This is a genomic window from Photorhabdus kleinii, assembly GCF_025384885.1.
Classification (GTDB): Bacteria; Pseudomonadota; Gammaproteobacteria; order Enterobacterales; family Enterobacteriaceae; genus Photorhabdus; species Photorhabdus kayaii.
Map to the genome: position 1 here is coordinate 11,586 of NZ_JAJAFY010000009.1, position 22,654 is coordinate 34,239.

Annotated in this window: 19 protein-coding genes and 1 pseudogene; 11 read left to right on the top strand and 9 right to left on the bottom strand. The window is 43.0% G+C overall.

The window, feature by feature from the left end:
- Nucleotides 1–405: 405 nt before the first annotated feature.
- Both glpT and glpQ read left to right on the top strand, forming a co-directional pair.
- Nucleotides 406–1,758 carry a glycerol-3-phosphate transporter gene (gene glpT, locus LG003_RS07280; protein ID WP_112878254.1) on the top strand — a complete coding sequence of 451 codons (1,353 nt, stop codon included), beginning with the start codon at nt 406–408 and terminating at the stop codon, nt 1,756–1,758.
- A gap of 179 nt (nt 1,759–1,937) precedes the next feature.
- Nucleotides 1,938–3,014: a glycerophosphodiester phosphodiesterase gene (glpQ, locus tag LG003_RS07285; protein WP_112878253.1), complete on the top strand. Its 1,077-nt coding sequence runs from the start codon at nt 1,938–1,940 to the stop codon at nt 3,012–3,014.
- Nucleotides 3,015–3,057: 43 nt separating this feature from the next.
- Here glpQ and epmA read toward each other — a convergent pair whose 3' ends face one another.
- Nucleotides 3,058–4,035, bottom strand: coding sequence for an elongation factor P--(R)-beta-lysine ligase (epmA, locus tag LG003_RS07290; RefSeq protein WP_112878252.1), 978 nt, complete (start codon nt 4,033–4,035; stop codon nt 3,058–3,060).
- A 139-nt stretch (nt 4,036–4,174) separates the two neighbouring features.
- Entirely contained in the window at nt 4,175–4,459 is a 285-nt protein-coding gene (locus LG003_RS07295) for a fascin domain-containing protein (RefSeq protein WP_205072943.1), read from the bottom strand.
- Nucleotides 4,460–5,157: 698 nt separating this feature from the next.
- Here LG003_RS07295 and frdA point away from each other — a divergent pair.
- From frdA to LG003_RS07320, 5 genes and pseudogenes are all read left to right on the top strand, one after another.
- Nucleotides 5,158–6,954 carry a fumarate reductase (quinol) flavoprotein subunit gene (frdA, locus tag LG003_RS07300; protein ID WP_262980437.1) on the top strand — a complete coding sequence of 599 codons (1,797 nt, stop codon included), beginning with the start codon at nt 5,158–5,160 and terminating at the stop codon, nt 6,952–6,954.
- Nucleotides 6,947–7,681 carry a succinate dehydrogenase/fumarate reductase iron-sulfur subunit gene (locus tag LG003_RS07305; protein ID WP_112878250.1) on the top strand — a complete coding sequence of 245 codons (735 nt, stop codon included), beginning with the start codon at nt 6,947–6,949 and terminating at the stop codon, nt 7,679–7,681. Before frdA ends, LG003_RS07305 begins: the two co-directional genes overlap by 8 nt.
- 16 nt (nt 7,682–7,697) lie before the next feature.
- On the top strand, nt 7,698–8,090 hold the full coding sequence (gene frdC / locus LG003_RS07310) for a fumarate reductase subunit FrdC (protein ID WP_112878249.1): 393 nt from the start codon (nt 7,698–7,700) through the stop codon (nt 8,088–8,090).
- Between the two features lie 16 nt (nt 8,091–8,106).
- On the top strand, nt 8,107–8,460 hold the full coding sequence (frdD, locus tag LG003_RS07315) for a fumarate reductase subunit FrdD (protein ID WP_262980438.1): 354 nt from the start codon (nt 8,107–8,109) through the stop codon (nt 8,458–8,460).
- A 184-nt stretch (nt 8,461–8,644) separates the two neighbouring features.
- Nucleotides 8,645–9,517: pseudogene (locus LG003_RS07320) on the top strand (Rpn family recombination-promoting nuclease/putative transposase); the annotation flags it as partial.
- Nucleotides 9,518–9,672: 155 nt separating this feature from the next.
- Here the strand turns inward: LG003_RS07320 and sugE are convergent.
- Together sugE and efp are read right to left on the bottom strand one after the other, a co-directional pair.
- Nucleotides 9,673–9,987 (bottom strand): quaternary ammonium compound efflux SMR transporter SugE, encoded by a 315-nt coding sequence (gene sugE, locus LG003_RS07325; RefSeq protein WP_112878247.1) that lies wholly within the window; start codon nt 9,985–9,987, stop codon nt 9,673–9,675.
- Nucleotides 9,988–10,222: 235 nt separating this feature from the next.
- A complete protein-coding gene (gene efp / locus LG003_RS07330; protein ID WP_036776062.1) occupies nt 10,223–10,789 on the bottom strand; it encodes an elongation factor P in 567 nt (188 codons plus the stop codon).
- Nucleotides 10,790–10,826: 37 nt separating this feature from the next.
- Here efp and epmB point away from each other — a divergent pair, with 37 nt between their 5' ends.
- Nucleotides 10,827–11,855, top strand: coding sequence for an EF-P beta-lysylation protein EpmB (epmB, locus tag LG003_RS07335; RefSeq protein WP_112878246.1), 1,029 nt, complete (start codon nt 10,827–10,829; stop codon nt 11,853–11,855).
- Between the two features lie 58 nt (nt 11,856–11,913).
- On the opposite strand, the gene LG003_RS07340 is transcribed toward epmB, so the two are convergent.
- The 5 genes from LG003_RS07340 to LG003_RS07360 all read right to left on the bottom strand — a co-directional run bounded on the left by LG003_RS07340 (nt 11,914) and on the right by LG003_RS07360 (nt 17,488).
- Nucleotides 11,914–12,258: a DUF4156 domain-containing protein gene (locus LG003_RS07340; RefSeq protein ID WP_158537780.1), complete on the bottom strand. Its 345-nt coding sequence runs from the start codon at nt 12,256–12,258 to the stop codon at nt 11,914–11,916.
- Between the two features lie 1,019 nt (nt 12,259–13,277).
- The gene (locus LG003_RS07345; protein WP_112878244.1) at nt 13,278–14,186 is read right to left on the bottom strand and encodes a LysR family transcriptional regulator; all 909 of its coding nucleotides are present in this window, start codon (nt 14,184–14,186) and stop codon (nt 13,278–13,280) included.
- Between the two features lie 626 nt (nt 14,187–14,812).
- Nucleotides 14,813–16,459 (bottom strand): chaperonin GroEL, encoded by a 1,647-nt coding sequence (gene groL, locus LG003_RS07350; RefSeq protein ID WP_112878243.1) that lies wholly within the window; start codon nt 16,457–16,459, stop codon nt 14,813–14,815.
- Nucleotides 16,460–16,508: 49 nt separating this feature from the next.
- Nucleotides 16,509–16,802 carry a co-chaperone GroES gene (locus LG003_RS07355; protein WP_036809429.1) on the bottom strand — a complete coding sequence of 98 codons (294 nt, stop codon included), beginning with the start codon at nt 16,800–16,802 and terminating at the stop codon, nt 16,509–16,511.
- Between the two features lie 197 nt (nt 16,803–16,999).
- Nucleotides 17,000–17,488, bottom strand: a complete 489-nt coding sequence (locus LG003_RS07360; RefSeq protein ID WP_011148252.1) for an FxsA family protein — start codon at nt 17,486–17,488, stop codon at nt 17,000–17,002.
- A gap of 377 nt (nt 17,489–17,865) precedes the next feature.
- Here LG003_RS07360 and aspA point away from each other — a divergent pair, with 377 nt between their 5' ends.
- The 3 genes from aspA to LG003_RS07375 all read left to right on the top strand — a co-directional run bounded on the left by aspA (nt 17,866) and on the right by LG003_RS07375 (nt 22,649).
- Complete coding sequence (gene aspA / locus LG003_RS07365) at nt 17,866–19,290, top strand: aspartate ammonia-lyase (RefSeq protein ID WP_112878242.1); 1,425 nt, start codon at nt 17,866–17,868, stop codon at nt 19,288–19,290.
- A 140-nt stretch (nt 19,291–19,430) separates the two neighbouring features.
- Complete coding sequence (locus LG003_RS07370; protein ID WP_112878241.1) at nt 19,431–20,732, top strand: anaerobic C4-dicarboxylate transporter; 1,302 nt, start codon at nt 19,431–19,433, stop codon at nt 20,730–20,732.
- A gap of 189 nt (nt 20,733–20,921) precedes the next feature.
- Nucleotides 20,922–22,649 (top strand): protein-disulfide reductase DsbD, encoded by a 1,728-nt coding sequence (locus tag LG003_RS07375; RefSeq protein WP_262980439.1) that lies wholly within the window; start codon nt 20,922–20,924, stop codon nt 22,647–22,649.
- The last annotated feature ends 5 nt before the right edge of the window (nt 22,650–22,654 follow it).

Genomic DNA, 22,654 nt, shown 5'->3' on the forward strand with positions numbered 1-22,654 from the left:
TTAGCAGCCCATTCACCATAAATTGAGAAGATCCCTTCGTTTAGTAAGGATACATATAAAATAACAAATAGAAGATGTATGAAAACTGTGGTTTTTGTTTGATAAAGAACAAAAACGAACCAAAAACGCTCACCAACAATTAAGTAAAGCTCGTTATTGTGACAATAGTCACAATTTCATTGGTAAAGCACATTTCAAAAAGTTAACAAATCACTCAGAATTACCGCTAGGGCAAAACAACTTTAACAACTGAGTGTTGTTTCACAGACGAGGTTGAGTGATTTCGACTATCATAATTTTCGTTATGGAAAATAACCACTTACAAAACCTTTCATTTTCCCATCCGGTGGCATTAGTCAACCGGCAAGCTGTTTATAAAACCAAAAATGCCATCGGAGGCAAAATATGTTAAGTATTTTCAAGCCGGCACCTCATAGGTCCCGACTGTCAACAGAACAGATAGATCCAGTCTATCGTCGCTTACGTTGGCAAATTTTTATGGGGATCTTCTTTGGTTACGCGGCTTACTATCTGGTAAGGAAAAACTTTGCACTTGCAATGCCTTATCTGGTTGAGCAAGGTTTTTCCAAAGGTGAGCTCGGTTTCGCACTATCAGGGATCTCTATCGCATACGGCATCTCCAAATTCATCATGGGCTCCGTATCCGACCGTTCTAACCCACGATTCTTCTTACCTGCGGGTCTGATCCTCGCGGCTGTTGTTATGCTGTTTATGGGTTTCGTACCTTGGGCAACTTCCAGTATTACCATTATGTTTGTACTACTGTTCCTGTGCGGCTGGTTTCAAGGCATGGGTTGGCCTCCTTGTGGTCGTACTATGGTGCACTGGTGGTCACAGAAAGAACGTGGCGGTATCGTTTCTATCTGGAACTGCTCACATAATGTTGGCGGCGGCTTACCACCATTGCTATTCCTGTTAGGTATGGCGTGGTTCAATGACTGGAAAGCCGCACTTTATATGCCAGCTTTCGCCGCGATTCTCGTTGCATTGATTGCGTTCGCGCTGATGCGTGATACACCACAATCTTGTGGCTTGCCACCAATCGAAGAGTACAAAAACGACTATCCTTCTGATTACACAGAGAAAGATGAAAAAGAGTTAACAGCTAAACAGATTTTCATGCTGTACGTGTTACCTAACAAACTGCTGTGGATGGTTGCTATGGCTAACGTATTTGTTTATCTGCTACGTTACGGTGTTCTTGACTGGTCGCCAACCTATCTACGTGAAGCCAAGCATTTCGCACTGGATAAATCTTCATGGGCTTATTTCCTGTACGAATATGCCGGTATCCCAGGCACGCTACTCTGTGGTTGGATGTCAGACAAAGTATTTAAAGGCAACCGTGGTGCAACTGGGGTGTTCTTTATGACACTGGTTACTATCGCCACTATCGTATTCTGGTTGAACCCACCAGGTAATCCTACTGTAGATATGGCTTGCATGTTGATTATTGGCTTCCTTATCTACGGCCCAGTGATGCTGACGGGTCTACATGCCCTTGAGCTGGCGCCAAAAAAAGCCGCCGGTACAGCCGCTGGCTTCACCGGCTTATTTGGTTACTTAGGTGGCTCTGTTGCTGCAAGTGCTATCATCGGCTATACCGTTGAGTTTTTCGGTTGGGATAGCGGCTTTATGGTGATGATTGGTGGTAGTATCTTGTCCGTTATTCTATTGCTAATCGTCACGATTACCGAAAAAAAACATAAACAGGAAATAGCCCAACAATATGGCTAACCTTTGTCATTAAACTGTGATATATCGCTGATAATATTAATTAAGCCGCAGCATTATATATGCTGCGGCTTTTTTCAACCTCTAAACTAAGAGATTATGTCAGTGAGTATTATTAACACAGACAAACACACAGTTTAATGAGATAGATTTCATCTCATTGCTAAAACGGAGAAACACACATGCAAACTCCAATCAAAACAATAATAACAGGTATTATTTTAGCCTCATCGATGTCAGGCATCACACAAGCGGCAGATAAGATTGTTATCGCCCATCGAGGCGCAAGTGGATATCTGCCTGAACACACTCTACCAGCCAAAGCAATGGCTTATGCCGAAGGTGCTGATTATCTGGAACAAGATCTGGTCATGACTAAAGATGATGAACTGATAGTCTTACATGACCACTACCTTGATCGTGTCACTGACGTTGCCAATAAATTCCCTAGCCGTGCTCGCCAAGATGGACGCTACTATGCCATTGACTTTACCTTGTCCGAAATCAAGTCACTAAAATTCACGGAAAGCTTCGATATTAAAAATAATCAACAGATACAAAGCTACACCAATCGTTTCCCGATGTGGAAATCTGATTTCCGAATCCACACTTTTCAGGAAGAGATTGAATTTGTTCAAGGATTAAACAAATCTACCGGCAAAAACATCGGTATTTATCCTGAAATCAAAGCACCGTGGTTCCACCAACAAGAGGGAAAAGATATTTCTACTAAGGTACTAGCCGTGTTAAAAGCGTATGGTTACACCAAGAAAAGCGACAAAATTTATCTGCAATGTTTTGATACCAACGAACTCAAACGCATCAAAAACGAATTGGAACCTAAGTTAGGCATGGATCTGAAACTGATTCAACTTATCGCCTACACCGATTGGAATGAAACTTATGAAAAACAATCAGACGGCAAATGGACAAATTACAGCTATGACTGGATGTTCAAACCAGGTGCGATGAGAGAAGTGGCACAATACGCTGATGGCATCGGCCCTGATTATCATATGATTGTAGCGGAGTATTCCACACCAACCAATATTAAGCTAACTAGTCTGGTAAAAGAGGCTCACACCAACAATCTGGAAGTCCATCCATACACGATTCGAGTTGATCAACTGCCTAAATACGCCACCAGCGGCGATCAACTTTTCGATATCATGTATAACCAAGCGGGTGTAGACGGTGTATTCACCGATTTTCCTGACTTAGGTGTGAAATTCCTGCAAAAACAGTATCAATATAAATAAGATGCAAACAGGGCGCCTCAACCAGCGCCCTGTCACTTAATAATTACGCCTTACTTATCGAAAAGGCCATAACATCACTGAGCTTTTCAGCCCCCAAAGCCAACATCACCAAACGATCGACACCAATCGCCACACCTGCACACTCAGGCATTCCTTGTTTCAGGGCGCCAATCAGGTTTTCATCAATTGGTCGAACAGGTAAACCCAACGCTGCACGTTTACGGTTATCCCGTTCAAAACGCTGGCACTGCTCATTGCCATCAGTCAGCTCACGGAAGCCATTTGCCAATTCAACGCCTTTAAAATAGACTTCAAAACGCTCTGCAACTCGATGATCTTCTTTGCTAATTTCCGCCAAAGAAGCCTGAGAAGCCGGAAAATGGTAGATAAAAGTTGGTTTTTCAGTACCAATGTGCGGTTCAACACCAACAGCAAACAAAAGTTGTAATAAAGTATCCCGATCCTCTTCTATATCAGCAATATTACTCAGATCCAGCTTGGCGGCGATTTCACGCAGCTTTTCTTTCTCTGCTGATAGCGGATCAATACCCAGATAACGCAGGAAAGCTTGTTGATAAGAGAGTGATTCTGCACTTTCACAGTCAAGGATTTGTTGAAGTAAATCATCAACTTCATTCATCAAACGATACATATCATAGTGAGGCCGATACCATTCCAGCATGGTAAATTCAGGATTATGATAACGACCCGCCTCTTCATTACGGAAACAGCGACCGAGCTGATAAATAGGGCCACTTCCTGCTGCCAGTAAGCGTTTCATGTGATATTCCGGACTTGTCATCAGATAAAGAGTCATACCATCTGCGGCGCCTGGACCAACAAACTCCGTCTGAAAAGAAAACAATTGGATATCAGTCACTGTAAACTGACCTATCGCAGGTGTTTCAACTTCCAATACCCCACGATCTGCGAAAAAGCGCCGTATTCCTGCTAAAATAGTCGCTCGTTTCAACAAGTTGGCGATAGGTGCGCTTGGCTGCCAGTTTGCTGTTTCGCTCATGTAAATGACTCCAAAATAAAACAAAACGTGCAGTCTACCTGCATCACACATATCAGACAAATTATTACCGCCTGATCATCCCGGAACAACTTAGTTTGTCTTGTATCACAACAAAGCCAATACCAGACAAAATCACTATTTACTCTAACAGAGTTATCAATCTAAAGTGGCAAAATCCGTCCATATTGGTTTTATCAGGCTTAATATAATTAATACCTTTTATACTAAGCCTAGTCAGATATTTTCCATTATCTGCCTTTAGCGCTATCACATTATCGTCGACATCTTCTACAGTAAACGTAGAAGAAGTATCAACATCCAATGTTGCCGCTTCAATATAATTACCACCAGGCCGAGCAACCCGACTCAAATAAAGTCCATTATCTGCCATCAATGCGATAGTATGCTCTGATAATGCCATCATACCCTCCGTTTAAATATAATTAATTATAGAATACCATTTAATCCTCATATCGACTCTCTATGCCCATAGAAATAAAACTCCCTTGTTGAATATATACTACTACCGTTAAACAATAAAACGTATTATCACTTTATTATGGATGACATTACCAATTATCACTTATAATTATTAAATGACCAGAAGCAATTATCATATTTAGATTAAAAGTAAGATATTATAAAGAAACTGAAAAATAATTTAAGATGATAATTATAATATGACCAGTATAAAATTATTAACTGCAACATTACCAAAGTAAAATAAAACTTTTAAATCTCGTTGCATTTAAATAATTTCTAATATCGACAAAAAAATACCAAGCAAGCCAAATTCATATTGTATGGCCTTGATAATCAGCTCCACAAGTGATTCCCCTCTAGGTAATAACTCTGTCGGTCAATGATAAATTAAAGTCACTAATTCCTGTCTTAGATCAAGTTTTAGTGTTCAAATCCGACAAAATACCCTTTCATATCAAATTTATCTCACTTAGAACCCGTTATACTTAATTCAATACAAACAGTAATAAACAGCTTCCCTTGATCGTTAAAACACCGGATTTTACCTACAGAATGTTGCATATGAAAAATAACAACATTTAGGAAAGTTACGACGATTTTGCTTACTAATTAATTTCACTTAAACAATGGAGAAGCACAGTGCAAATCTTTAATGCCGATCTCGCGATTATCGGAGCCGGAGGCGCAGGCCTACGAGCCGCAATTGCCGCCGCTGAGGCTAATCCTCAGATGAAGATTGCTCTGATCTCAAAAGTTTACCCAATGCGTAGCCACACTGTGGCAGCGGAAGGTGGATCAGCAGCAGTCACCCAAGCTCACGACTCCTACGACTTCCATTTCAACGATACCGTATCCGGTGGTGACTGGTTATGCGAGCAAGATGTTGTTGAATATTTCGTCGAACATTGCCCGACAGAAATGATCCAACTAGAACAGTGGGGTTGTCCGTGGAGCCGTAAAGAAGATGGTTCCGTCAACGTGCGTCGTTTTGGTGGTATGAAGATAGAGCGCACCTGGTTCGCTGCGGATAAAACTGGCTTCCACATGTTACATACGCTATTCCAAACCTCCCTTAAGTATCCTCAAATTCAACGCTTTGATGAGCATTTTGTCCTCGATATTCTGGTAGATGAAGGGCAAGTGCGTGGCCTAATTGCGCTGAATATGATGGAAGGTACCAAAATTCAGATCAGGGCTAATGCCGTTATTATGGCAACCGGTGGCGCAGGCCGTGTATACCGTTACAATACCAACGGCGGTATCGTGACCGGTGATGGCATGGGTATAGCATTCCGTCACGGAGTACCACTGCGTGATATGGAATTTGTTCAGTACCATCCAACCGGCCTGCCGGGTTCCGGTATCCTAATGACAGAAGGTTGTCGTGGTGAAGGCGGAATTCTGGTCAACAAAGATGGCTACCGCTATTTACAAGATTATGGCCTCGGTCCCGAAACGCCATTAGGCAAACCTGAAAACAAATATATGGAACTGGGTCCCCGTGACAAAGTTTCTCAGGCTTTTTGGCATGAATGGCGGGCCGGTCGTACTATTTCAACTCCACGTGGCAATGTGGTTTATCTGGATCTACGCCATTTGGGGGAGAAAAAATTACTTGAACGCCTCCCCTTCATCTGTGAACTGGCAAAAGCGTATGTCGGCGTTGATCCAGTTAAAGAGCCCATTCCAGTCCGACCTACGGCACATTACACGATGGGCGGTATCGAAACTGACCAGAAATGTGAAACCCGCATTAAAGGGCTATTCGCTGTCGGTGAATGTTCTTCTGTCGGCCTGCATGGCGCAAACCGCCTTGGTTCCAATTCTCTGGCTGAATTGGTGGTCTTTGGCCGTCTGGCTGGTGAAGAAGCAGTAAAACATGTTCAACAAACCAAACCCGTTAATGACCGCACATTGGATGCCCAGGCACGTGATGTAGTCGCACGTTTGAACAACTTACTAAAACAGAAAGGGACGGAAAGTTGGTCAAAGATCCGTGATGAAATGGGGATCTCGATGGAAGAAGGCTGCGGTATCTATCGCACCCCTGAACTCATGTTAAAAACGATCGATAAGATTGCTGAACTAAAAGATCGCTTCAAACGGGTGAAAATCACCGATAACACCAATGTGTTCAACACGGATCTACTGTACACCATTGAGCTTGGCTTTGGCTTGGATGTGGCTGAATGTATGATTCACTCTGCGATAAACCGTAAAGAATCCCGTGGCGCTCATCAACGTTTGGATGAAGGTTGTACCGAACGTGATGATGAAAACTTCCTAAAACATACGCTCGCTTTCTATAACCCTGAGAGTGTTCCTCACCTAGAATACAGTGATGTGAAAATCACCAAATCCATACCCGCAAAACGTGTATATGGCGGTGAAGCCGCGGCACAAGAGAAAAAGTATAAGGAGCAGGAGAATGGTTGATATGAACACCCTGAGAATGGAGGTCATGCGCTATAATCCAGAAAGTGACCATAAACCCCATTTTATCACCTATGAAATTCCTTATGATGAGCAGACTTCTCTACTTGATGCCCTAGGTTACATTAAAGACAATCTCGCTCCCGATCTCTCTTACCGCTGGTCTTGCCGTATGGCTATCTGTGGCTCTTGCGGCATGATGGTTAACCGTGTGCCGAAACTGGCCTGTAAAACCTTCCTGCGTGATTATCCTCAAGGAATGAAAGTTGAAGCGCTGGCTAACTTTCCTATTGAACGTGACCTAGTAGTTGATATGACCCACTTCATTGAAAGCCTGGAAGCCATCAAACCATACATCATTGGGAATGACCGTAGACCTTCTGAAGGCCCAAATATTCAAACTCCAGCACAGATGGCAAAATATCATCAATTTTCCGGCTGTATCAACTGTGGCTTATGTTATGCCGCTTGCCCTCAGTTTGGTCTGAACCCTGAATTTATCGGCCCGGCGGCGATCACGCTAGCTCACCGTTACAACCTCGACAACCGCGACCACGGTAAAAAAAAGCGTATGCCTCAACTTAACAGCCAGAATGGGGTATGGAGCTGTACATTCGTTGGTTACTGTTCTGAGGTTTGTCCGAAACATGTCGATCCAGCCGCAGCTATCCAACAAGGCAAGATCGAAAGCGCGAAAGATTTCATGATCGCCATGCTAAAACCACAATAAGGGGAGGAAGAAAGTAATGACGACTAAACGTAAACCTTATATCCGCAGCATGGCTCCCAACTGGTGGCAGAAACTGGGCTTTTACCGCTTCTATATCCTGCGTGAAAGTACCGCAGTGACGACTATGTGGTTCAGTATCTTGCTGATATACGGCCTATTCGCTCTAAAAGGCGGCGCACAAAACTGGGATGCATTTGTCACATTCCTGAAAAACCCCGTCATCCTGCTGATTAATATCATCACTCTGCTAGGCGCTCTGCTGCATACTAAAACCTGGTTTGAGCTAGCGCCTAAGGCAGCTAACGTCGTGATAAAAGGTGAAAAGATAGGAGCAGGGCCAGTAATCAAACTACTATGGTCCGTCACTATTATCGTCACCACGATTATCTTAGGTATAGCCTTACTTTAACCTCAAGGAGGATCTAATGAATCAAATACCTAAACGTTCCGATGAACCGATTTTTTGGGGATTATTTGGTGCCGGTGGTATGTGGGGCGCAATTGTGGCTCCAGTCATTATTTTACTAGTAGCCATCCTTTTACCATTGGGAGTAGCACCGGAAGCGTTAAGCTACACACGAATTCTGGCTTTCTGTCAGAGTTTTATTGGTCGTACTTTCCTATTACTGATGATCGTTCTACCAGTATGGTGCGGATCACACCGTATCCACCACGGTATGCATGACCTGAAAATTCATATCCCTGCAAGTAAATGGATTTTCTACGGCCTGGCCGCGATCCTGAGTGTTGTCGCAATTATCGGGGTTTTTACTCTGTAGTCGAATAGCAACGAGCTAAGGTTATAAATACTCTTTACCCTAATCGATGTTGTCGAAAACCTACCCTCACACGTTTTTATGCTGGAAAATATCTTTAAAGGCTGGTTTATCCGGCCTTTAACTTATTCAAGCTATCATCTGAGATATATGTATTTCTCCGAAACTTTCCTGCTTTTGATTCACGAAAGGGAAAAATACACCAACGCCACATGATGCCGTTTTTAAGCAGTTTTTAAGTCATGTTGAAACAGCCAAGGATTTTCTGGAGATACATTTGTCGGCGGCATTACAGGCAGTGTGTGATCTCGATACACTCCGGCTAGAACCTGGGTCGTTTATTGAAGAGGATTTGCGAGCATACTATTCCGATATCCTCTATTCCCTGAAAACGGTGCAAGGTGACGGTTATGTGTATTGTGTAATTGAACACCAAGTTCCCCAGACAAAATGATGGCGTTCCGGCTGATGCGTTACAGTATTTCAGCAATACAGCGGCATTTAGAGCAAGGACATAAGAAATTACCGCTGGTGATCCCAATATTGTTTTACCACGGGAAAACGCGGCCATATCCCTGGAGTACCAACTGGCTCGACTGCTTTGATACTCCGACGTTGGCAGCAGAAATCTACTCCAATGCATTCCCACTGGTGGACCTCACGGTTATCCCTGATGATGAAATACTGACGCACAAACGGGTAGCCCTGCTGGAGATGGTACAAAAACATATCCGACAGCGCGACATCGCGGAGCTATTGCCAGAACTGGTGATACTGCTGGCGTACGATTACTACACGGATGAGCAGTTAAAAAACGTGCTAAACTATCTGTTACAGGCAGGCGATACGGTTTATCCGGCAACTGGCAAAGCAGGTGCCGAAGTATGAGGAGGTACTAATGACCATTGCACAGAAATTAGAACAGAAAGGGCGTCTGGAAGGTGAAAAACTAGCGGCATTGAAAATTGCCCGTTCACTGCTGGATCTTGGCATCGATCGTGAAACAGTAATGAAAACTACCGGACTAAGTCAGAATGAACTGGAGCAAATACGTCACTAATTCACGCTACCAACCCTTTTTGATAACGTAAAGATCTACGCACAAATGCACGAAACGTGCAGAAGCACTACAAAAAGTCGGTATTTCTTGATAAAGAATATCTCATATAGAAGCTGCACTGCCAAAATATGAAACCTTTGGAGTGCAGTTCACTATTAACTGGACAATTTCAGACCGATAATACCGGCGATAATCAGAGCAAAGCTTAAAATCCTGGCAAAACTTGCAGATTCACCAAACACTATAATACCAAAAATAGCGGTACCCACTGCACCAATTCCAGTCCATACCGCATAAGCTGTACCTATTGGTAAGCCTTTCATTGCATAAGCAAGCAATCCCATACTGAGCGCCACAGCACCGGCTGTAATAAGGCTCGGTATCAACCGGGTGAAACCATAAGTATATTTCAGGCCAACCGCCCAGACGACTTCAAATAAACCAGCAATAACAAGAATAAACCAGGACATATCAACGCCCCATAATAGTGTTGTGGAGTCGTCTCCAGAAAACGGCAGTATATCCAGGTCGTCCCGGATAACCATTAGAAACAGTGATAAATTATAGTTGTGTAAAATGGCAATATCAATAACACAATATTGTGAGCTCAAAAGACATAAATAGCCATGCCCTCTGTATAATCACCAATAAAGAAAACCACAGCCTGCTTCCAGAACTGCGGCTTTTATTAAATACCGTCGGTAATTATTTTACGCGAGAAACGTATTCACCAGAACGGGTATCCACTTTAATCACTTCACCAATTTGAACGAACAGAGGTACTTTAACTACAGCACCTGTGCTCAAGGTTGCTGGTTTACCACCCGTACCTGCGGTATCACCTTTTAGACCTGGATCAGTATCAGTAATTTCTAATTCAACAAAGTTTGGTGGAGTCACAGAGATAGGCTGACCATTCCACAGCGTCAGGATACACTCAGCTTGTTCTACTAACCATTTCGCATTATCGCCAACTGCTTTTTCATCAGCCGCTAACTGTTCGAAGGTTTCGTTATTCATAAAGTGCCAAAACTCACCATCGTTATATAGGTAAGTCAGGTTCATATCCATCACGTCAGCAGATTCTACAGAGTCAGTAGATTTGAAGGTCTTTTCCAGCAGTTTACCGGAAATCAGCTTACGAATACGAACACGGGCAAACGCCTGACCTTTACCCGGCTTCACGAATTCACTTTCAAGAATAGCGCACGGCTCACCATCTAACATGATTTTAAGACCTGAACGGAATTCATTGGTACTATAAGTAGCCATGGAGATCCTCTTTTAAACAAAATGGCTTAGCCAAAAAATGGCGCACATTATAACCCCAAAGATCATCATCAGAGAAGACTGGTTGAAACAACTTACAGATGTTATTACCGATCCTGATGAATTATTACAATTATTATCTTTAGATAAACACCCGACCTTGACCAAGGGGAGCAGCGCACGTCGCCTGTTTCCACTACGGGTACCCAAGGCTTTTGTTGCGCGTATGCAAGTAAGCGATCCTAATGATCCGCTGTTACTTCAGGTCATAACGACACCCGAAGAATTCACGCTCACGCCTGGTTTTTCTACCGATCCTCTGGATGAACAGCGCAGTGCTGTCCCCGGTCTATTACATAAATACCGTAATCGCGCACTGTTGCTAGTTAAAGGAGGATGTGCGGTTAACTGTCGTTATTGCTTCCGACGTCATTTCCCATACGAAGATAACAAAGGTAATAAACGCAATTGGCAACAAGCGTTAGATTATATTCAGCAACATCCTGAACTTGATGAGATTATCTTCTCCGGCGGCGATCCTTTAATGGCAAAAGATCACGAACTTGACTGGTTAATCAGCAATCTGGAAAAGATTTCTCATATTAAACGACTGCGTATTCATACTCGTCTGCCTGTGGTTATTCCTGCCCGGATCACAACAACGCTTTGCGATCGACTGGCACAATCGAGATTACAGGTGATCATGGTGACACATATCAATCATGCTAATGAGATCGACCAATCCTTACGGAACAGCATGATGTTGCTGAAACAAGCAGGTATTACGTTACTAAATCAAAGTGTGCTGTTACGCGGTATCAATAATCATTCTGATATTCTGGCTGACCTGAGCAATGCTCTGTTCGATGTAGGTATCCTACCTTACTACATTCACGTGCTGGATAAAGTACAAGGAGCCGCTCATTTTATGGTCAGTGATGAAGAAGCCAAGGCGCTTATCCGGGAATTGCTGACAAAAATTTCAGGTTATTTAGTACCACGTCTCGCAAGGGAAATCGGCGGAGAACCGAGTAAGACACCTCTTGATTTGGGATTAAAACAAAACTAACAAAAAATTCATGCCCGGATACTTTCAGCCGGGCATATCATTCAAATTCCGAATACCATTACTGGCATTTATAAACTTGACCAATCATTTTACTGTCCAGTGGCGCAAAGCTCGATAACAGACTTTCACTCGGGCTGGTGACGCCATAAATCACATTTCCCCCCATGAGTGCGGCTTTATTACGTAAATCATTGGCTGCCCCACGCATTGAGCTGCTTTCATTACTTACACCAGTCATCCAATTGCTTTGAGTACCTGTTACTTCACCTAATAACTGGCACTCGCTGCCTGGCTTAGTATCAACAAATCGAACCTGTGAACCACCAGAAGTTAATTGGTTAGTAGTTGTACACCCTGCCAATAGTAACAATACTGAAGCACTGAGCAAAATTTTAATTCGCATGTTTTTCCTCACCCATTGTTGGAAATTCGACAATTAGTCATCAATATACCTTGTTGTACATCAGTATCGCAAAAAATAATTTATAAAGTCATCCTTCAGTAAAATGTTTAGGTCAAAAATATTTTATGCCAAGGTGAATGCAGTAAGAAAATAGAGGAAAATAATCGAATAAATAACATGAATAAGTTTGATAAATGCTTTATCTTCAAAAAACATCACTCATTAATCAATACATAAATTATCTATTAAAAAAGCCTTTTATCCATGATATTGACTACCAGATAGAACACTAAAAATATTATTATATGCAATACTAAAAGTCATAATGTAAATATTTAATTCATTAACCCTCTTACAGCAAGATCTTGAATAAACTTATAATAATCATCTGACATATATTTCCTGTTGGCATATTTATGTTTATTTTTCCATCTTATAAATTCAATTCCCATGTTGCGAATGATATTAAACTTAAACCATCTCACTCAAAACACTATTAAAACATCTATACCCGTTATCTTTCAAGTTGCCTCTTTGTTGGCTGTACTCACTCACCCCGGTCACATAGTTACCTATGCTCCCGGGGATTCGCTCCCTTGCCGTCGCGATGCATCTTGAAATCCATAGGGTATATCGACAGTTTTGATTTGATAATATCTCACGACAATTTTTTATTGAGCAATTATCTGACGTTATATCCCATAAAAACTTCACATATTAATAGGATTAAGAAATTATACTTATACCCGTCATCTTTCAAGTTGCCTCTTTGTTGGCGGCACTCACTCACCCCGGTCACATAGTTATCTATGCTCCCGGGGATTCGCTCCCTTGCCGCCGCGATGCATCTTGAAATCTATAGGGTATATATGAATTTCATGTGGATTTTATTGTGTGTAAATAATGATACTTTTTTAACATGGATGCAAGAAACTGTGCCCCATTTGGATAGAAATACCTCCATTGATACCACGATAATGGGCCATCAAACATTTTCGTGGCATCATACTTTCCGACTATCACCATCCATCACCAATGTGGATACGCTCTGTCAGATAGTCCAGAAATACCCGTATCCGTGATGGGAGTTGCCTACCTTGGCCGACAAAAACTGCATATATTTCTTCCTTATCGCCAGGATTATAGTTCTCAAGTACAGGTAGCAACAAACCGTTCCGAATATCAGCATCCACATGGAAACGAGCTAATCGTGCTAAGCCAAGTCCTGCTATTGCAGCTTTACGCATGGTTTCTCCATCACCAAGTAGCAAGTTCCCTGAAGGCAATTGTTGCCCCCACTCTTCCGAATCGATGAAAGGCCAAGCTTTCATATGACGGGTAAAGCCAAAACCAAGTCGATTGTAGCGCCCCAGATCGCTAGGCATAGAGGGTATTCCCATCCTTTCAAGGTACGAAGGAGATCCTACCACAACCATTCGACTTGCCCCCAACTTGCGTACCATGAAGCATGAATCGTCCAGAGGACCGGTGCGAATCGCCACATCGCTACGATCATCAAGTAAATCCACTATCAAGTCACATAATGAGATGTCGAGTGTGATCTCTGGGTAGCGTTGCAGGAAATCCGGTAGTAAAGGCATCAAGCAATGTTTTCCAAACGCAACATGACAATTCACACGTATCCGTCCACGTAGCGCGGTTCCCTGATTTGCTTCTTGTTCTGCGGCTATGATGTCCTCCAAAATTCTGACACTACGTTCATAGAAAACAGAACCCTCAGCCGTTAACTGAAGTTTACGTGTCGTTCTATTCAACAGCCGTACACCAAGTCGCATCTCCAGTCGATTAATAAGCTTACTGACTGCTGATGGCGTCATGTCGAGCTTGCGAGCAGCGGCAGAGAGACTCTCCGACTCAATGACCTGAACGAATACCGCCATTTCTGTAGATCGATTAAATTTGTGCATAGATATTTGAATTATTTTCCAAAGTCCTATGAATAAATGAATTTTAGTCTAATAAACTCATTTTTTCTAAGTTTAAGGAAATATTTTTTTCCTTAAGAATTTCCCCTATGCCAAATCATCTTTATTACTTACGCTTTTTAAGCTAATGAAGAGAGCAATCACTTTGTAAAGCCGTAGTTTCACATGGAGCAGGAGCAGTGTTGCACAAACTTTAATCACGAGTATAGCAGCACTACAGAAGGAAACAGGAGAAGAGAACGTTTAGCAAGAGCAGTCCCTTGTATCGTTCATTGGAACATCAGCAAAAATAAAGTTGACGGGAAAGCACTTCAGCTATCCTAGTAGACTTATCACTTAGTAAACACGATGCCGTTTCATCACAATATTGGAAACAACATCACTTCAACGTACGTTTTTCATGAATATTACGGAAATACAGGCTTTCACCCCTATCTGAAATCAGACCCGGAGACCGATATCCAGACTTGAACCTCAGCCCGGATATCGGATTTTTTTAAATGCTATTTTAGCGGGGTGGGAATATTCACCACGATATTAATCGGTGACCACTATTAATCGGTGACCACTATGGACGTAACCCGCTCGGCTAGCGACCTACGCGGCTATTACATCATGCCGCCCATACCGCCCATGCCACCCATACCGCCTGCTGCACCTAAATCAGCTTTATCATCTTTAGGCAGATCAGTGATCATACATTCAGTGGTGATCATCAGACCAGCGATAGATGCTGCAAATTGCAGTGCAGAACGGGTCACTTTGGTTGGATCCAAAATACCCATTGCGATCATATCGCCATACTGTTCAGTCGTTGCGTTATAACCGTAGTTGCCTTCACCTGCTTTCACGCTGTTTGCGATAACAGATGGCTCTTCACCTGAGTTATCAACGATCTGACGTAAAGGAGCTTCCATCGCACGCATTGCAACACGGATACCTACGTTTTGATCTTCGTTATCGCCTTTCAGACCAGCAATAGCCGCTGCAACGCGAACCAGTGCAACACCACCACCAGCTACTACGCCTTCTTCTACTGCTGCGCGAGTTGCATGCAGAGCATCGTCAACGCGAGCGCGTTTTTCTTTCATTTCAACTTCTGTTGCAGCACCAACTTTGATAACAGCAACACCACCAGCCAGTTTAGCTACGCGCTCTTGCAGTTTTTCACGGTCATAATCAGAAGTGGACTCTTTGATCTGCTGATTGATCTGATTAACACGGCCTGCAATTGCAACTTCTTCACCAACGCCATCAATGATGGTGGTGGTATCTTTGTTGATAACGATACGTTTTGCCTGACCCAGATCTTCCAGAGTTGCTTTTTCCAACTCCAAGCCAATCTCTTCAGAAATAACATTACCGTTAGTCAAGACAGCGATATCTTGCAGCATAGCTTTACGGCGGTCACCGAAGCCAGGCGCTTTAACCGCAGCAACTTTGACGATGCCACGCATGGTATTAACAACCAGAGTTGCCAGTGCTTCACCTTCAACATCTTCAGCAACAATCAGCAAAGGCTTGCTTGCCTTAGCTACACCTTCCAGAACGGGTAACAGTTCACGGATGTTGGAGATTTTTTTATCTACCAGAAGAATATATGGGTTTTCTAATTCAACAGAACCGTTTTCTGGTTTGTTGATAAAATAAGGAGAGAGGTAACCACGGTCGAACTGCATACCTTCAACGACATCCAGCTCGTCTTCCAAGCCAGTACCTTCTTCAACGGTGATTACACCTTCTTTACCAACTCTATCCATCGCTTCTGCGATCAATTTACCCACAGTTTCGTCGGAATTCGCGGAGATAGTACCTACCTGAGCAATAGAGGTGGAATCTGAGCAAGGTACGGACAGCTTTTTCAGCTCTGCAACTGCTGCAACTACGGCTTTATCGATGCCACGCTTCAGATCCATTGGGTTCATGCCAGCGGCTACGGCTTTCAGACCTTCAGTAACAATAGACTGAGCCAATACAGTTGCGGTCGTTGTACCGTCGCCCGCAGCATCATTCGCTTTAGAGGCAACTTCTTTCACCATCTGAGCACCCATGTTTTCGAACTTGTCTTCCAGTTCAATTTCACGAGCGACGGTAACACCGTCTTTGGTGATTGTAGGAGCACCGAAAGATTTATCCAGCACAACGTTACGGCCTTTAGGGCCAAGGGTTACTTTTACTGCATCAGCAAGAATATTCACACCACGTAGCATCTTAACGCGAGCGTCGCTACCAAATTTTACGTCTTTAGCTGCCATTGTTTCTTTCCTTTAAATTCGTTCAGTTAAGAAGATCTAAGCGCAACAATTACGCTTCAACAATTGCCAGAATGTCGCTTTCAGACATGATCAACACTTCTTCGTTGTCGATCTTCTCTGATTTAACACCGTAACCATCGTTAAAAATAACGATATCTCCAACTTTCACACACAGTGCTTTTACATCACCGTTTTCAAGGATGCGGCCATTGCCCACAGCCAAAACTTCGCCACGAGTGGATTTACCCGCAGCAGTGCCAGTCAGCACAATACCGCCAGCAGATTTTGATTCAACTTCTTTACGCTTGACGATTACACGATCATGCAATGGACGAATATTCATTGATAGCTCTCCTATAAGAAAGTCCATATCAGGTAAGAGGATTGATACCAGTACGCTTTCATTAAACCAGTATCATAATAAATTAAATGGGGACCTACTTATGATACTTCAAGGGCAGGCAAAAAAATATTTTACTTTTTTCTTGCCCACAGAAAAAAACCGATGATTAAACCAAACATTCAGAAAATAACCGCTTATCAATGAGGCTTATGCTCGTCGTCATCGGGTTTATGGTCTTTCAACGTTCGGGAGGGGTCATCCTGCTTACGCTCGTATTCCCCCTCAAAAGTATTACTATCCCGTCTAAATCCACCACTATTATGAGGACGATAGAAATTGATATGTGGCATCAGTTTCATCACTAATGTTTTTTGAACCGGTGGCAATAACAACAACAATCCAAGAAAATCCGTAAAAAAACCGGGGAGGAGTAACAGGAAACCCGCCAGTAAAAGAGAGACGCTTTTTATCATTTCCGCAGCCGGACTCTCCCCATTAATCAGCTTCTGCTGGATCTGGATAAAATTCTTTATGCCCTGACTGCGTACCAAAGAGATACCGATACAAGAAGTAAACAACACCAGTAACAGAGTCAACAATACACCTAGTTCAGAGGCAACACGCACAAATAAGGCTGACTCGATATAGACAAGCAAAAATATCAGGATAAATGGCAACCAACGCACTTGGTGCTCCTTCAATTGATTTGGATGAACAGGTTGTATCCTGAATAAATCATATCAACAAAATCCAAGGGACAACCAAATTAATATTTTTTCAGTTTATTAAAGATATAATTGGGGTCACAGCTATCGTTTTCAATCCGCTGAAAATCTTTCTAATTAGATACGAAATTGTGATAGATATCACATATATCAAATCAGACTAAACAAATACCACTATAAAGTGATCCAGATTCAATGCATTTATTGCTAACCAGCATATGATCACGCTGGCCATCCGGTGATAAAAAGTTCATATCATAACTATTGCAGTTGGCAACATAATGATTTAACGAACGCATAATTAGACAGTAAAAACGTCATCTAATAAGAAGGTTCTCATGTCAAACAACATTCGTATCGAAGAAGACCTGTTAGGTAAACGAGAAGTTCCTGCTGAAGCCTATTATGGTATTCACACCTTACGTGCGATTGAAAACTTCCATATCAGTAACAACACCATTAATGATGTACCCGAATTCATCCGTGGCATGGTGATGGTAAAAAAAGCCGCAGCCTTAGCTAACAAAGAGCTACAAACTATTCCTAAAAAAATTGCAGACATCATCATCAAAGCATGTGACGAAGTGCTCTATACCGGCAGATGCATGGATCAATTTCCGGTCGATGTGTTTCAAGGCGGTGCCGGTACTTCACTCAACATGAATACCAATGAGGTTCTGGCAAACATTGGTCTGGAACTGTTAGGCCATAAAAAAGGCGAATATGAGTACCTGAATCCCAATGACCATCTGAATAAAAGCCAGTCAACTAACGACGCCTACCCAACTGGCTTCCGCATCTCAGTTTATAACTCCATCCTGAAACTGATCGAGTCTATTGAACTGTTAATTGTAGGTTTCGATAAAAAAGCCAAAGAATTTAATGAGATCCTAAAAATGGGTCGTACCCAATTACAGGATGCTGTTCCCATGACACTAGGGCAGGAATTCAACGCATTCTCTATTCTGTTGAAAGAAGAAGTTAAAAACCTCAACCGAACCTCTGAATTATTGCTGGAAGTTAACCTTGGTGCTACTGCTATCGGTACCGGCTTGAATACAGCACCAGGTTATCAGAAATTGGCAGTTGAAAAACTGGCGGAAGTTTCAGGTTTACCCTGCGTACCAGCCGAAGACCTGATTGAAGCCACCTCTGACTGTGGGGCTTATGTTATGGTCCACGGTGCTCTGAAGCGCCTGGCTGTCAAACTGTCTAAAATCTGCAATGACCTGCGTTTGCTTTCTTCTGGCCCTCGTGCTGGCCTGAATGAAATCAACCTACCAGAATTACAGGCAGGCTCTTCTATTATGCCGGCAAAAGTGAACCCGGTTATTCCAGAAGTTGTGAATCAGGTTTGCTTCAAAGTTATTGGTAACGATATTTGTGTTACTATGGCATCCGAAGCAGGCCAGTTACAGCTCAATGTAATGGAACCTGCTATCGGTCAGGCCATGTTTGAATCTATCTCCCTGCTAAGCAACGCTTGCCGCAACCTGGTAGAAAAATGCGTTAATGGCATCACGGCTAACAAAGAAGTTTGCGAAAATTTCGTATTCAACTCGATCGGTATCGTGACATATCTGAACCCATTCATCGGTCACCACAATGGTGACATTGTTGGTAAAATTTGTGCTGAAACCGGTAAAAGTGTTCGTGAAGTCGTGCTGGAACGAGGTCTACTGACCGAAACTCAATTGGATGACATCTTCTCTGTAGAGAACCTAAAATGCCCATCTTACAAGGCAAAACGTTTTGACGATTAAGTTGTTGAATATAATAAAAAATAGCTCTTAGCAACAAGGCACGCAACTCCAACTGGATAGCGTGCCTTTTTACTTCCCTACATGCACAAAGTATTAACCTAAAATTTTCAAATTTTTAATTATTTCAAGGAGTCACTATTATGTTAGCCGTAGAATTGATTATCGTTCTGCTGGCCATCTTCCTGGGTGCAAGATTAGGGGGAATTGGCATTGGATTTGCCGGTGGTCTTGGCGTTCTGGTGCTGGCTATAATTGGCGTTAAACCAGGGCATATCCCATTTGATGTTATTTCCATCATTATGGCCGTTATCGCCGCTATCTCTGCAATGCAGGTTGCCGGTGGTCTGGATTATCTGGTCCAGCAGACTGAAAAACTGCTGCGTAAAAATCCAAAATACATCACGATACTCGCACCTATCGTTACCTATTTCCTGACACTGTTTGCAGGTACAGGTAACATCTCTCTGTCAGCGCTACCTGTTATTACTGAAGTTGCGAAAGAGCAAGGCATTAAGCCATGCCGTCCACTTTCCACGGCGGTTGTAGCAGCCCAAATTGGCATCACCGCCTCACCCATTTCCGCAGCAGTCGTTTATATGTCTTCTCTGATGGAAGGCCACGGCGTCAGCTATATCCATCTGTTGATGGTGCTATTACCATCCACTTTCGCCGCTATCGTTCTGATGTCTTTCATCATCGCCTGGATGTTCAATTCCAAACTATCTGATGACCCCATTTATCTGAAACGTCTGGAAGAAAACCTGGTAACTCTGCGTGGCAGCAAACAGATTGAGATCAAACCAAGGGCTAAAGCTTCTGTTCTGTTATTCCTGTCGGGTGTTATCAGTGTTGTTATTTACGCTATCGTCAACAGCCCAAGCATCGGCCTGATTGCAGAACCCCTGATGAACACTACTCACGCTATTCTGATCATTATGTTGAGTGTTGCAACTATCACCACCATGTTCTGTTCAGTTGATACTGACGCCATCCTGAACTCCAGTACCTTTAAAGCGGGTATGAGCGCATGTATCTGTATTCTGGGTGTTGCATGGCTAGGAGATACTTTTGTACAGGCAAACATGGATTGGATTAAAGGCACCGCTGGAGAGTTAATCCACTCTCAACCTTGGCTGCTAGCGATTATTTTCTTCTTCTGTTCCGCCCTACTCTATTCTCAGGCAGCTACCGCAAAAGCGTTGATGCCGATGGCTTTGGCTCTGAACGTCACTCCATTGACTGCCATTGCCTCTTTCTCCGCAGTTTCTGGATTGTTTATTCTACCTACTTATCCAACCTTAGTTGCCGCAGTTCAAATGGATGACACCGGCACGACCCGTATCGGCCGTTTTGTATTTAATCATCCATTCTTTATCCCTGGCACCATTGGGGTTGCTCTAGCTGTTGCCTTCGGTTTCCTATTCGGCAGTATGATCCTTTAATTCTCTGCCTGCCAATAACCGCTTAATATAGGGGCGTATACCGCCCCTATATACTCTCTTCTACCAAGCGATACATTTTCTCTGAAAACCTTCAATAACTGTCTTAATCTTAACCAGAACACTTTCTGGTCTGGCCGCCTTCGGTTATAGTGCTGAATCTGTTTCATTCGATTAGCGATCATTATCTTTATGATTAAACGTACTCTGATGCTATTTTTGCTGCTTTGCAGCCCCCTCCTTACCCCAACGGCAGCAAACGCGCTGTTTGAACAGCCGGGGCAAAACCCATATTTGCCAGTAGATCAGGCATTCATGTTTGATTTTCAGCAAAAAAACGACAAATTGACGTTAGACTGGCAGATCAAACCGGGTTATTACCTTTATCGCAAACAACTTCATATTGAGCCGCAACAGGCCACACTAGGTAAAATCACGTTGCCACAAGGTACAGCTCATCGAGATGAATTCTTTGGTGAAACTAAAGTTTATTTCCAACAACTCATCGTCAATGTTCCTGTTACAAAGGCGAACAACAATTCTAATATCGTTGTCACTTATCAAGGCTGTGCCGCCGCAGGATATTGCTATCCACCTGAAACCCGCCTTGTTCCATTGAGTGCAGTTATTCCATCAAAAACAACTGACGCCATACCTGCTGAACCTGTTCACAAAACGCCAGAAAGTGCATCGAATGACCAACAACATTTACCTTTCTCACCACTCTGGGCAATTTTGATTGGCATCGGTATCGCCTTTACACCTTGTGTACTACCGATGTATCCATTGATTTCCAGCATTATTCTTGGCAGCCAACGCCCTAAAAGCCTGAGACAGATATTTTGGTTAGCGCTAAGCTATGTTCAAGGCATGGCAGTCACCTATACGCTACTTGGATTGATTGTAGCGGCTGCCGGTCTACAATTTCAGGCCGCACTGCAACATCCGTATGTACTGATCGGCTTATCAGTATTGTTTATTCTGCTGGCACTGTCGATGTTCGGCCTCTATTCTCTGCAACTGCCTTCCGCTGTTCAGACGCGCTTAGTCAACTGGAGTAACCAGCAAAAAAACGGTTCACTTTTCGGTGTATTCGCTATGGGTGCGTTAGCGGGATTAATTTGCTCTCCTTGTACTACCGCGCCTTTAAGCGCGATTCTGCTCTACATTGCTCAAAGTGGTAATACCGTGGCAGGTGGCCTAACCCTTTATCTTTACGCTTTGGGAATGGGATTACCGCTCATTGCTGTCACCCTATTTGGTCACAAACTCCTGCCACGCAGTGGGCCTTGGATGCAGTATGTTAAAGAAGCTTTTGGCTTCATTATTCTTGCGCTACCCATTTTCCTGCTGGAAAGGGTTATCGGTGATGCATGGGGAATACAATTATGGAGCCTGCTAGCAGTCAGTTTCCTAGGATGGGGATTTGTTCTGACGATTAGAAGCCAAAACGGTTGGGTACGAGTCATACAACTGATATTGTTAATTTTGATGCTGATAGCTACCCGCCCATTGCAGGATTGGTTTTGGGGTACAACGGTCACACAACAGTCGCAACACAGTTTAAATTTCCGCCAGATAAATAACTGGCAGGAATTAGAACAGATAATGACACAAAACAGCCATAAAACCGTTATGCTTGATTTCTATGCTGACTGGTGTACCGCTTGTAAAGAATTTGAAAAATATACTTTCAGCGATCCACAAGTTCAGTCACAACTAGGTGATACCTTACTGTTACAGGCCAATGTCACGAACAACAGCCCGCAACAGAAGCAGCTTTTAGAAAAACTTAGCGTTCGGGGATTGCCGACTATTTTGTTTTTTGATTCTCAGGGGAAAGAGATCCCCGATTCACGGGTAAATGGTTTTATGGATGCAACCCACTTTAATGAGCATTTGCAACATCTGCCAAAATGATTCAG